Here is a 12449-nt window from a genome sequence, read left to right as displayed (position 1 = left end):
ATGGTTAGCTCGAGGGTCAGTTCGTGACTTCGAGCACCATATTGGTGGGCGTTTCGGCGGCGCGTTTCACATTGGCAAAGCCCGCTTCGTTGAGAACTTCGGTGAGCCGCTTCTGGCCCGCCTGCGCGCCAAGCCCAAGGCCGACCTCCTGCGCCAGGCTGGCCGGCGTGCACATGAGCGTGGAGCCAGCGTAAAAGATCTGGCCGAGCGGGTGCATGTTCTCCGCCATGGTGTCGCCCGCCATCGGCTCGACAAGCATCAGAGTACCATCCTCTTTCAGCGTTTCGCGGATATGCCGCGCCGCGCCGACGGGATCGCCCATGTCGTGCAAGGCGTCGAAGATGCAGGCGAAATCGTAGCCCTCGCCGGAGTAATCCTGCGCGCGGGCGACGTCGAACTTCACATTGTCGACGCCGGCCTCTCGCGCCTGCTGGCGCGCGGCCTCGATCGAGGGTTCGTGGAAGTCGATGCCGTAGACCGTGCTGTTGGGGAAAGCCTTGGCGAGGAGGATGCTTGAGGAGCCATGCCCGCAGCCGATGTCGACGATGCTCGCCCCGTCCCTGAGCTTGGCCTCGACGCCTGAGAGCGCCGGGATCCATTCCTCGACAAGATTGGCTTCGTAACCGGGACGGAAGAAGCGATCGATGCCGTTGAAGCAGCATGGCAGGTGCTGGTCCCAGCCGCGCCCTTCGCCGGTCTGGAAGGTTTCGACCGCCTTTTCGTGCGCCGCATATTGCGCCACCAGCAGTTCGATAAAGCCCTGCATGCAGGCGGGCTGCCCCTCGCGGCCCATGATGAGCGCCTGCTCGGGCGTGATCTCGAAACTGTCGTCCTCGGCGTGGTAGGTGATGTAGCCCGCCGCGCAGACCGAGCCGAGCCACTGGTGAAGGTATTTGGGATTGAGGCCGGTCAGCTCTGCCGCTTTCTCCAGCGAGACGCGCCCCTGCCCGTCGAGCTTGTCGAAGACCCCGGCCTTGTCGCCCATATAGGCCATGAACAGGCTCATCGCACCTGCCACGTCACCAATCACCTTGCCGGCGAGTTCCTCTACCTTGTTCATGTCGATCTGCTGGACCATTTCGCTCTCCCTCGTGCTGGACAAGCGACACCGAGCGATCCGTTCTCATTCTTCCGCGACTCGGCTCTTGGATGGCGGTCTGCGGTTGGAGCGACGGTCTAGCACATTTGCACCCCGCGCACGAAAAAGGGGCCGCAGGCGAACCCGCGGCCCCTCTTCATGTCTTGGCTTTGAAAGACTTAGTCCTTCAGGAAGTCCGGCACGTGGGCTTCACCGCCCCCGTCGTTGTTGCCGCCACGGTCGCCGCCGCGGTCACGACCGCCGCCACGCGGGCCACGACCACCGCCGCGACGATCGCCGCCACGGCCACCGCCGCCACGCGGGCCACGGTCACCGCGCGGTTCGCGCGGCGGACGGGTGTCTTCCAGCTCTTCGCCGGTTTCCTGGTCGACCACGCGCATCGACAGGCGGACCTTGCCGCGCTGGTCGATCTCGAGGACCTTGACCTTCACTTCCTGGCCTTCCGACACGACGTCGGTCGGCTTTTCGACGCGCTCGTTCTTCATTTCGCTGACGTGGACGAGACCGTCCTTGCCGCCCATGAAGTTCACGAATGCCCCGAAGTCGACGATGTTGACGACCTTGCCGGTGTAGATCTTGCCGACTTCCGCCTCTTCGACGATGCCTTCGATCCACTTGCGTGCTGCTTCGATCTCGTCGGCATTGCTCGACGAAATCTTGATCACGCCTTCGTCGTCGATGTCGACCTTTGCACCGGTTTCGGCGACGATCTCGCGGATCACCTTGCCGCCCGTACCGATGACGTCGCGGATCTTCGATTTGTCGATCTGCATGGTCTCGATACGCGGAGCGTGCTTGGAAACGCCGCTACGTGCCGAACCAAGCGCCTTGGCCATCTCGCCGAGGATGTGCTGGCGACCGGCTTTCGCCTGCTCCAGCGCCTTGGCCATGATTTCCTGCGTGATGCCGGCAACCTTGATGTCCATCTGCATGGTGGTGATACCAGCTTCCGAACCGGCAACCTTGAAGTCCATGTCGCCGAGGTGATCTTCGTCACCCAGAATGTCCGACAGGACAGCAAATTCGTCGCCTTCGAGGATCAGGCCCATGGCGATGCCGGAAACCGGACGTTCGATCGGAACGCCAGCATCCATCATCGAAAGACAGCCGCCGCAAACGGTCGCCATCGAGCTCGAGCCGTTGGACTCGGTGATGTCCGACAGGACGCGGATGGTGTAGGGGAAGTCTTCATGGTCGGGCAGCACGGGGTGCAGAGCGCGCCATGCGAGCTTGCCGTGACCCGTTTCGCGGCGACCGGTGAAACCGAAGCGGCCGACCTCACCGACCGAATAGGGCGGGAAGTTATAGTGCAGCATGAAGTGGTTGTAGGAGAGACCCTCCAGACCATCGATCATCTGCTCGGCATCCTTGGTGCCCAGCGTGGTGGTGCAGATCGCCTGCGTTTCACCGCGGGTAAACAGCGCCGAACCATGCGTACGCGGGAGCAGGCCGACCATGGCTTCGATCGGGCGAACCTGGTCGAGCTTGCGGCCGTCGATGCGGGTGCCGTCCTTGATGATGGCGCCGCGAACGATTTCCGCTTCGAGCTTCTTCACCGCCTTGTTGGCGACGAGCTGCGTCTGCGCTTCTTCGTCCGCGAAGGCTTCCTTTCCCTTGGCGCGTGCCGCGTTGAGCGCGTCCGAGCGGGCCGACTTGTCGGTCAGCTTGTAGGCAGCGGCGATATCGTCGCCGATGATGCCGCGAAGCTTTTCCTTGATCGCCGAGGTGTCGTCCGAGGTATCCATTTCCCACGGATCCTTGGCAGCCTGTTCAGCCAGATCGATGATCGCACCGATGACCTTGCGGCTTTCGTCATGCGCGAACATGACGGCGCCGAGCATTTCCTCTTCGGTCAGCTCCTTGGCTTCGGATTCGACCATCATCACCGCATCCTGCGTGGCGGCGACGACGAGGTCGAGGCGACCTTCTTCGTCGAGCGCGTTGGCAAGGCTCGGGTTCAGTTCGTATTCGCCATTGCGGAAGCCGACGCGTGCGGCGCCGATCGGGCCCATGAAGGGCACGCCCGAGATAGTCAGCGCGGCCGAAGCGGCAATCATCGCGACGATATCGGGTTCGGTCTCACCGTCGAACGAGAGAACCTGGCAGATGACGTTGATTTCGTTGTAGAAGCCTTCGGGGAAGAGCGGACGCACGGGGCGGTCGATCAGGCGCGAAGTCAGCGTTTCCTTCTCCGTGGCGCGACCTTCGCGCTTGAAGAAGCCACCCGGGATACGGCCCGCGGCGGAGAATTTTTCCTGGTAGTGAACGGTCAGCGGGAAGAAGTCCTGGCCTTCCTTGACGTTCTTGGCGGCGGTCACGGCGCAGAGCACCACGGTTTCGCCATAGGTGGCCAGCACGGCGCCGTCAGCCTGACGGGCGATCTGACCGGTTTCGAGGGTGAGGGTCTTTCCGCCCCACTCGATCGATACGGTTTTCTTGTCGAACATGTATTTTCCTTATGAACCCGCGGAGGCCACATTGCCGCGCGGGGCCTACTGTGCCGGGTATTCCGTCCCGGTCCGGTTCGGGGACTACATCTGCCCCGTGGGTCCGCTCCGGGGCCGAATTACCACGGAGCCGGATAGCAAGAGGGGCGGCCCTTCCGAGCCGCCCCTCCCGAAACTCTTACTTGCGAAGACCCAGCTTCTGGATCAGCGCGTTGTAACGCTCGACGTCCTTCTTCTTCAGGTAAGCGAGAAGGTTGCGGCGCTTGTTGACCATCATGAGGAGACCACGACGCGAGTGGTTGTCCTTGTGGTTGGCCTTGAAGTGATCGGTGAGGTTGCGAATACGCTCGGTCAGGATCGCGACCTGGACTTCCGGCGAACCGGTGTCGCCCTTGCCCTGTGCGTGATCCTTCATGATTTCAGCTTTACGCTCGGTGGTAACCGACATTCATTCTACTCCGCGACATCCGGTAGGTTAAAACCCCGCACGACCTTGGCCGAGCCAGCTTCGAGTTCCATCAAGGCCACCGGGGTATTTCCCAGCTTCGCAAGGTGGAGCCCGTCGCTATGGGGCAGGTCCGACAACACCCGGCCCTGGCGGACCGCCTGCGCGCTGTCGGGTTCGAGGGTAAGGACCGGGATGTCGTCCAGTCCCGCCTCTAGCGGCAGGAGAAGGTTTTCGATTGGCGCGCCCATAGCGATTTCCTCTGCCGAGTCCAGCGGAATCGCCTGTTCATCGGTGAAAGGGCCAGCCTTGATGCGCCTCAAATAGGTGACGTGACCGCAGCTTCCAAGCGCGTGTGCGATGTCCCGTGCAAGCGAACGGATGTATGTGCCCTTTGAGACATGCGCACGGAGGGTGACCTCTCCCTCGGTAGCCCCGACGAAATCCAGCGCATGGATGGTCACACCGCGCAGCTTCATCTCCACGTCCTGCCCAGCGCGGGCGAGGTCATAGGCGCGCTTGCCATCGATCTTGATCGCCGAAAAGGCGGGCGGGGCCTGCTCGATTGCGCCGGTGAACTGCGGAAGCACCGCTTCGATCTCCTCCCGCGCCGGGATGCGATCGGAGGTTTCGACCACCTCGCCCTCGGTGTCGAGCGTGTCGGTCTGCTGGCCGAAGATGATCGTGAAATCGTAGATCTTGCTGGCATCGAGCATCCGCCCCGCCAGCTTGGTAGCCTCGCCAAGCGCAATAGGGAGCACGCCTTCCGCCAGCGGATCGAGCGTTCCGCCATGCCCGACCTTGGTTTTCTTGTAACCACCTTGCCGCAGCACGCGCTTCACCAGCCCGACCGCCTGCGTCGAACCGAGCCCGCGCGGCTTGTCGAGCACGAGCCAGCCGTGCGGGGCGGGTCTGGTCCGCTCGGTCAACCGATGACCCGGACTATGCTGTCGGCGACCGAGTAGAACAGGCCGGTCATCCACTCGACCGGCGGGAGGATCGTGTTCTCGATCCAGCGCGCATCGGGGAAAGCCCAGGTGGCTGCGATCAGCACCACGAGCAGCAGCATCCCCATGGCCTGCAATTTCTGCCAGTGATGCGCCCAGCGCCTCGGCATGAGGCCGCCGACGATGTGCGATCCGTCGAAGGGCGGGATCGGCAGCATGTTGAAGAGCGCGAGGAAGACGTTGATGAGGATGAAGGCGCCGAACGCCGTCATCAGCCATTCCGGAACACCCACGCCCCAATTGCTGGCAAATCCTGCTATCACGCCGAAGACCACGGCTCCCACCAATGCGAGCAGGATGTTCGTTCCGGGACCGGCCGCCGCGACGGCCATCATGCCATAGCGCGGGTTGTCGAGCCGTCGCGCGTTCACCGGCACCGGCTTGGCCCAGCCGAAAATCGGCCCACCCATCAGCGCCAGCGCGCCGGGCACGAGCAGCGTTCCGACCGGATCGACGTGTTTGATCGGGTTGAGAGTCAGGCGCCCCATGTCACGCGCCGTCGTATCGCCCAGCGCCAGCGCCACCCAGCCATGCGCGACCTCGTGGAAGACGATGGCGATGATGAGGCACGGGATAAGGATCGCCGCGAGAGTGAGCGTTTCAGTCATGCCGCGTCATGTAGGAAAGCCGGAGCGCATGCGCACCCCCTAACCCTCCAGAGCCTCGCTGAAATGCTTGCGGCACATGGCGACGTAGCGATCGTTGCCGCCGATTTCGGTTTGCGCGCCTTCGCTCACCGCCTTGCCATGGGCGTCGACGCGCAGGTTCATCGTCGCCTTGCGGCCGCAGTCGCAGACCGCCTTCATCTCCACCAGCGCATCGGCAATGCCCAGCAGCGCCGCCGAGCCGGGGAAGAGTTCGCCCTGGAAGTCGGTGCGCAGGCCATAACACAGCACCGGGATGCCCGCCTCATCCGCCAGCCGGGCCAGCTGCCAGACCTGCTCGCGGGTGAGGAACTGCGCCTCGTCCACCAGCACGCAGGCGAGCGGCGTATCCTTGTGTTCGTCCAGCACGCGGGCCTCGATATCGGTATCGGCCTCGTAACGGTGCGCGTCGCTCGCGAGCCCGATGCGGCTGGAGATCGCGCCGAAGCCGGGCCGGTCGTCGAGCGCGGCAGTCCACAGCGAGACCTTCATGCCCCGCTCGCCATAGTTGAACGCGGTCTGGAGCAACGTGGAACTCTTGCCCGCATTCATGCTGGCATAATAGAAATAAAGCTTGGCCATGCCGCAAGGCCTAGCCTGAGCGCGCAGGGCTGTTAAGCAGGGTGACAGACAGGATTGGGGATGACGCCCCGCACAAGGAATATCCGGGACGGACGATGGCAGACGCAAGCGCGACAGGCGGCACACAGACAGGCATTCTCGGCTGGGTTGAGCGGACGGGCAACAAGCTGCCCGATCCGGTCTTTATCTTCTTCTACCTGATCATCGCGCTCGTCGTGGTTTCCGTCATCGCCGCGCTGAGCGGCGTTTCCGCGCTGCACCCGACTGCCATCGACGAAAGCACTGGCGGCGCGCTGGTGATCGAAGCAGTCAGCCTGCTGTCGCCCGAGAACATCCAGCGGTTGTGGGTCGAAATGCCCGCCACCTTCACGCACTTCCACCCGCTCGGATACGTGCTGGTGGTGATGCTGGGCGCGGGCGTGGCTGAGCGTTCGGGCTTCTTTGCCGCCGGTATGTCGAAGGCGGTGAAGGCCGCGCCCAAGGCGCTGCTCACCCCCGTGGTGGCGCTGGTCGCCATGCTGGGCAACCACGCAGCAGACGCAGGCTATGTCGTGCTGATCCCGCTGGCGGGCATCCTGTTCGCCGCCGCCGGTCGCCATCCGCTGGCGGGGATCGCCGCGGCCTTTGCCGGTGTGTCCGGCGGTTTCTCGGCCAATATCTCGCCCGGCCAGCTCGACGCGCTGCTCTTCGGCATTACCGAGGAAGCGGTCGGCGCCAGCGCGCTCGATCCGGCATGGACGGCCAATATCGCGGGCAATTGGTACTTCATCAGCGCGATGACTTTCCTGTTCCTGCCGATCATCTGGTACGTCACCGACAAGGTGATCGAGCCGCGCCTCGGCCCGTGGACAGGCGGCGCGACCGCCGGTGTCGACGCGTCCGACACCAGCCCCGACCCGGCCGAGCATGACGATGCCGCCGCTTCCAAGGGCCTGCGCGCCGCCGGTCTTGCCGCGCTGGGCGTGGTCGCCCTGTGGCTGCTCATGGTCTTCGCACCCGGCACCCCGCTGATCGACGAGGCCGCTTGTGTCGCCGAAGACGGCGCGGCGATCGCCGACTGCTCGATCCACACCGAGCTTGCGCCGCTGTACCGCAGCCTGGTGGCGGGCTTCTTCCTGCTCTTCCTCCTGACCGGCTGGGCCTATGGCCGCGCGGCCGGCACGATCAAGGATCACCGCGACCTCGTGAACATGATGGCCGAGAGCATGAAGGATATGGGCTATTACCTCGTCCTCGCCTTCGCTGCGGCGCATTTCGTGGCGATGTTCGGCTGGTCGAACCTCGGCCTAATCACGGCCGTGCATGGCGCCGCCGGGATCGAGAGCACCGGCCTGCCGCTGCCGCTGGTGCTCGGCCTGATGGTGCTGTTCGCGGCGCTGCTGAACCTCTTCGTCGGCTCAGCATCGGCCAAGTGGGCGCTGCTCGCGCCGATCCTCGTGCCGATGCTCATGCTGCTCGGCATCAGCCCTGAAGGTGCGACCGCCGCCTACCGCGTGGGCGACAGTGCGACCAATATCATCACCCCGCTGATGGTCTATTTCCCGCTGATCCTCGTCTTCGCCCAGCGCTGGCAGAAGGATTTCGGGCTCGGCAGCCTGACCGCGATGATGCTGCCCTATTCGGTCTGGCTGCTGATTTCCGGCACGGTGCTGATCGTGGTATGGTTCTACCTCGGCTTCCCGCTCGGACCCGATGCGCCGGTCGGCTACGCGCTTCCCGGCACTTCGAGGTAGATTGAAGGGAGCTGGATCGAGCAGGGGCAGAGGAGAGACTTACGATGCCCCGGATTGCCCTGCTCCCTATCACCCTTTTGCTGCTGGCCGCAGCACCGGGACCGATTCGCTATGTGGTCGATACGGAGGCAACGTCGGTCTCGGCCAAGGTCGCCTTCCTCGGCCTCGCCAGCAAGACGGCTCAGTTTCCCAAGGTCACGGGCGGCGCGACGCTTTCGCCAGCCGATCCGCAATCCATGCGCCTCAACGTGACGCTCGACGCACGCGCCCTGCAGGCGCCCGACAGGGTGACGCTGCGCCGGCTCAGAGGCGAGAAGTTCTTCTGGGTCGAGAAATACCCAACGGTGCGTTTCCGGGGAACCGGCCTCGAGCTCACCGACGCGCGGCGCGGTCATGTCGACGGCCAGCTGACGGCGCGCGGGGTCACGCGGCCGGTCCGTCTCAACATCACCTTCGACACGCCGCCGCGCGACGCGGAAGCCGGCGGGCCGTTGCGGCTGACCGGCACGACGACAATCGACCGGCGCGAGTTCGGGATGACGGCCTATTCGCTGATCGTCGGGAAAAAGGTCGATATCGAGATCAGGGCGCGGATGACGCCGGGCTGATCACTCTTCCTCGTCGAGATCGCGGGCCACGCGCGGATCGTCGAGCAGGCGCTCGATCCGATCGGCCTCGTCGAAGCTCTCGTCGGGCTTGAAGGAGAGCTTGGGCGCGAATTTGAGGCCGAGCCGCTGGGCGACTTCCTTCTGGAAAAAGGCGGTATTGGTCCGCAGCGCTTTCAACACTTCGGCCTCGTCCTTGCCCAGCAGCGGCTTCACATAGGCCTTGGCGTTGCGCAGGTCGGGCGTCATGCGCACCTCGGTAACCGCGATGTTGTGCGCGCGCAGCACGTCGTCATGCGCCTCGCCGCGCGCGAGAAGTTCGGACAGGATATGGCGAACCCGCTCGCCTACCTTGAGGACCCGGACCGATTGCTGTTCGGGGGTCGAATGCTGGTGCTTTGCCATCAGGCGAATGTTTCCATCTTTCCAAGAATGCGTTTGAGCGAGGTCATGTTCCGCGCCGTGCCCCCGGCAGCCGAGACGCTTTTCGATGAAGCGCCCGGTGAGGTCGGAGACGCCGACGCCGTGCACATAGTCGAGATAGAGCGCGCGGTCACCCAGCGCGAGCCTTTCGCCGCCGCGGCCCCGATGCGCTTCAAGCAGGGCATCGAATCCGCCCTCGACCGGCGCGTGCGGGAGGAAGATCGTGTGCACCATCTTGTCCGATCCCTCGCCATGGAAGGGATTGTCCTCGATGGCCGAGCGGACCTCGTCGAGCGTTCGCACGACAACGAAACCGGCGATGCCGAAGTCCTCCTCGATCAGCGCCGCGATCCGTTTGCAAAGAGCGTCCTCGGCATCTTCGCTGGCGAGGATGACATTCCCGCTTGCCGCCACCGTTTCTACGCGGCCAAAGCCACGCTCCTCCATCCGCGCGCGCAAATCCGCCATCTTGATGCGATTGCCGCCGACGTTGATGCTCCCCAAGAGAGCCAGACGCGTCGTCATCCCTCGCCGCCCGGACGCGGTGTCGGGATGGCCGTGCTGGTCGAACGGGCAAGGAGGTTACCCTCGCTGTCGAACAATTCGCCTTCGAGGAAAATGACGCGGCGGCCGCGGCGGATGACGCGGCCCTTGCCTAACAGCGGCCCGGCCATGACGGGGCGCAGCAGTGTCATCGAGATTTCGAGGTTGAGCGGCGCTTCAACATGGTCGGTGGCCCAGACATGCGCCCAACCCATGACCTCGTCGAGGAAGCCCGCCACCAGCCCGCCCTGCACGCTACCGCGCGGGGTGATGAAGCTGTCGGGGGCACGAAAACGGAGCGTGATTTCCTCACGCTCCGCATCGAAACTTTCGAAAGCGACACCCATCAGATCCGCATGCGCGGCGCCGAGGGCGTGCCTCGTGGGATCGTCGCTCACAGCGTGCGTTCGCGCTCCTCGACCTCGAAGACTTCAAGCTGGTCGCCCGGCTTAATGTCGTTCGTGTCGGCGAGGACCACACCGCATTCGAGACCGGCGCGGACTTCGTCCACATCGTCCTTGAAGCGGCGCAGCGAGGCGATGGTCGTGGCCGAGACGATAACGTCTTCGCGCGTGAGGCGTGCGTGCAGCCCCTTGCGGATGACGCCTTCCTCGACCAGCAGGCCAGCCGCCTTGTCCTTCTTGCCTGAACGGAACACTTCCTTGACGGCAGCGCGGCCAACGACGTTCTCGATCCGCTCCGGACCCAGCTCGCCCGCCATCTCCTTCGCGATTTCCTCGGTCAGGTGGTAGATGACGTCGTAATATTTCATCTCCACACCGTCGCGCTTGACCAGTTCGCGGGCCTTGGCGTTCGGGCGGACGTTGAAGCCGATGATCGGCGCGTTCGAGGCCGAAGCCAGCGTCACGTCGCTTTCGGTGATTGCACCCACGCCTGCGTGCAGGACGCGGACCTTGATCTCGTCGTTCGAAAGGTTGTGCAGCGCCGAGGTGATCGCCTCGACCGAACCCTGCACGTCGGCCTTCACCAGCACAGGGAATTCGATCACATTCGATGCGAGGTTGTTGAACATCGTATCGAAGCTGGTCGGGGCGAGCGCGGTGCGCTTCTCGGTCGCCTTTTCCTGGCGATAGGACGCGACTTCACGGGCGCGCTGTTCGTTTTCGACCACGGTCAGGACGTCGCCTGCGCTCGGCACACCGCCAAGGCCGAGGACCTCGACCGGCATGGAAGGTCCGGCCTTCTTGATCTGCTTGCCCTGGTCGTCGACGATGGCGCGGACACGGCCGCTCTCGGTGCCGACCACGAAGGTGTTGCCACGCTCCAGCGTACCGCGCGTGACGAGCACGGTGGCCACCGGGCCGCGGCCCTTGTCGAGCTGCGCCTCGATGACGGTCGCCTCGGCCATGCGGTCGGGGTTCGCTTTCAACTCGAGCAGTTCGGCCTGCAGCGCGATCTTCTCGAGCAGTTCGTCGAGACCGGTCTTGGCCTTGGCCGAGATTTCGACGTCCTGCACATCGCCCGACATCGATTCTACGATCACTTCGTGTTCGAGAAGGCGGGTGCGGACATTATCCGGGTTGGCTTCGGGCTTGTCCATCTTGTTGATCGCCACAATCATCGGGACACCGGCGGCCTTGGTGTGATTGATGGCCTCGATCGTCTGCGGCATGATGCCGTCATCCGCCGCGACGACCAGCACCACGATATCGGTGATGTTGGCACCGCGCTGGCGCATCTGCGTGAAGGCGGCGTGACCCGGCGTGTCGAGGAAGGTGATCTTGTCGCCGCCCTTCGTCTTCACCTGGTAGCTGCCGATGTGCTGCGTGATGCCGCCGGCTTCGCCCTTCACCACATTCGCGCCGCGAAGCGCGTCGAGCAGCGAGGTCTTGCCGTGATCGACATGGCCCATGATGGTGACGACCGGCGGACGCGGCTTGAGCGTCTCTTCCGGATCGACATCTTCTTCGACCGCGATGTCGACGTCGGCCTCGGAGACCTTCTGGATATTGTGGCCGAACTGTTCGACGAGCAGTTCAGCGGTATCCTGGTCGATGGTCTGGTTGACGGTGACCATCATGTCGAGATTGAAGAGTTCCTTCACGAGGTCGGCCCCCTTCTCGCCCATACGCTTGGCGAGTTCGCCAACCGTGATGGCTTCGGGCACGATCACGTCGCGGACCTGCTTTTCGCGCGGCTTGTTCGAACCGCCACCCTGCAGGCGACGTTCCTTTTCGCGGGCGCGCTTGAGCGCGGCGAGGCTGCGGGCGCGGCGGCCTTCGTCCTCGTTGAGGGCCTTCTTGACCGAAAGCTTGCCCGAACGCCGCTTGTCGGGCTTTTCGTCCGTGCGCGTGGGCTTATCTTCCTTCTTCTTGCGTTCCGGCTTCTTGATTTCCGGGCGCTTGACGGGCGTAAACTTGCGCGCTGCAGGAGTCGCGCTCGTACCACCGGAGGTCTCTTCGGGAGCCTCGTCCTTGGCAGGCGCCGTCTCTTCCTTGGGCTTGGCGGCCTCTTCCTTGGCCTTCTTCGCGGCTTCGGCTTCGGCCTTTTTGTTTTCCGCGACGCGCTTTTTCTCGTCCTCGGCCGCCTTCTTGGCGTTTTCCTCGTCACGCTTGCGCGCTTCCTCTGCGAGACGCAGGCGCTCTTCCTCGGCCTCGCGCTGGAGACGCGCGACGCGTTCCTGCGGGGTTTCAGCCGGCGCAGCAGGCTTCTTTGGCGCAGGCGCCTTGGCCGCCGGTGCAGGTGCGGGTGCAGGGGCCGGAGCCTCTTCGGCCGCGGGCGGCGGAGGCGGCGGCGGGGTCTCGCCGGGCTTCAGGAGCTTGCGGCGGCGCTTGACCTCGACCGCCACCTTGTTGGTGCGGCCGTGGCTGAAGGTCTGCTTGACCTCGCCCGGTTGCGCGCCCTTCAGGGTCAGCGGTTTACGGGCCGGTTTCTTGTCGTCGTCGCTCATTCTAGCTCGT

11 protein-coding genes and 1 pseudogene are annotated in these 12449 nt (G+C 64.3%); 2 read left to right on the top strand and 10 right to left on the bottom strand.

The features are described from left to right. Positions 1 to 16 precede the first annotated feature (16 nt). The 6 genes from K3148_RS09075 to K3148_RS09050 all read right to left on the bottom strand — a co-directional run bounded on the left by K3148_RS09075 (position 17) and on the right by K3148_RS09050 (position 6224). On the bottom strand, positions 17 to 1078 hold the full coding sequence (locus K3148_RS09075; RefSeq protein ID WP_221424504.1) for a class I SAM-dependent methyltransferase: 1062 nt from the start codon (positions 1076 to 1078) through the stop codon (positions 17 to 19). 179 nt (positions 1079 to 1257) lie between these two features. Beyond that, positions 1258 to 3546, bottom strand: a complete 2289-nt coding sequence (pnp, locus tag K3148_RS09070; RefSeq protein WP_221424503.1) for a polyribonucleotide nucleotidyltransferase — start codon at positions 3544 to 3546, stop codon at positions 1258 to 1260. Positions 3547 to 3724: 178 nt separating this feature from the next. After that, positions 3725 to 3994, bottom strand: coding sequence for a 30S ribosomal protein S15 (rpsO, locus tag K3148_RS09065; RefSeq protein ID WP_221424502.1), 270 nt, complete (start codon positions 3992 to 3994; stop codon positions 3725 to 3727). Positions 3995 to 3999: 5 nt separating this feature from the next. Then, on the bottom strand, positions 4000 to 4920 hold the full coding sequence (truB, locus tag K3148_RS09060; RefSeq protein WP_221424501.1) for a tRNA pseudouridine(55) synthase TruB: 921 nt from the start codon (positions 4918 to 4920) through the stop codon (positions 4000 to 4002). Further along, on the bottom strand, positions 4917 to 5606 hold the full coding sequence (locus K3148_RS09055) for a site-2 protease family protein (RefSeq protein WP_221424500.1): 690 nt from the start codon (positions 5604 to 5606) through the stop codon (positions 4917 to 4919). Before K3148_RS09055 ends, truB begins: the two co-directional genes overlap by 4 nt. A gap of 39 nt (positions 5607 to 5645) precedes the next feature. Beyond that, positions 5646 to 6224, bottom strand: coding sequence for a thymidine kinase (locus K3148_RS09050; RefSeq protein ID WP_221424499.1), 579 nt, complete (start codon positions 6222 to 6224; stop codon positions 5646 to 5648). Positions 6225 to 6319: 95 nt separating this feature from the next. Between K3148_RS09050 and K3148_RS09045 the strand changes: the two genes are divergently transcribed. Both K3148_RS09045 and K3148_RS09040 read left to right on the top strand, forming a co-directional pair. Further along, positions 6320 to 7957: an AbgT family transporter gene (locus tag K3148_RS09045; RefSeq protein ID WP_221424498.1), complete on the top strand. Its 1638-nt coding sequence runs from the start codon at positions 6320 to 6322 to the stop codon at positions 7955 to 7957. 44 nt (positions 7958 to 8001) lie between these two features. Then, entirely contained in the window at positions 8002 to 8565 is a 564-nt protein-coding gene (locus tag K3148_RS09040) for a YceI family protein (RefSeq protein WP_221424497.1), read from the top strand. On the opposite strand, the gene rbfA is transcribed toward K3148_RS09040, so the two are convergent. The 4 genes and pseudogenes from rbfA to infB all read right to left on the bottom strand — a co-directional run bounded on the left by rbfA (position 8566) and on the right by infB (position 12439). Then, positions 8566 to 8967 carry a 30S ribosome-binding factor RbfA gene (gene rbfA, locus K3148_RS09035; protein WP_221424496.1) on the bottom strand — a complete coding sequence of 134 codons (402 nt, stop codon included), beginning with the start codon at positions 8965 to 8967 and terminating at the stop codon, positions 8566 to 8568. 195 nt (positions 8968 to 9162) lie between these two features. After that, a pseudogene (locus K3148_RS13910) lies at positions 9163 to 9453 on the bottom strand (DUF1697 domain-containing protein); the annotation flags it as partial. Between the two features lie 53 nt (positions 9454 to 9506). Further along, positions 9507 to 9926: a PaaI family thioesterase gene (locus K3148_RS09025; protein WP_345719528.1), complete on the bottom strand. Its 420-nt coding sequence runs from the start codon at positions 9924 to 9926 to the stop codon at positions 9507 to 9509. Then, the gene (gene infB, locus K3148_RS09020) at positions 9923 to 12439 is read right to left on the bottom strand and encodes a translation initiation factor IF-2 (protein WP_221424495.1); all 2517 of its coding nucleotides are present in this window, start codon (positions 12437 to 12439) and stop codon (positions 9923 to 9925) included. Before infB ends, K3148_RS09025 begins: the two co-directional genes overlap by 4 nt. Between the last annotated feature and the right edge of the window lie 10 nt (positions 12440 to 12449).

The sequence above is a fragment of the Qipengyuania aurantiaca genome (genome assembly GCF_019711375.1).
Taxonomy (GTDB): Bacteria; Pseudomonadota; Alphaproteobacteria; order Sphingomonadales; family Sphingomonadaceae; genus Qipengyuania; species Qipengyuania aurantiaca.
The sequence above is the reverse complement of the archived record's forward strand: the minus strand, read 5'-3'. Positions and strand labels throughout refer to the sequence as shown.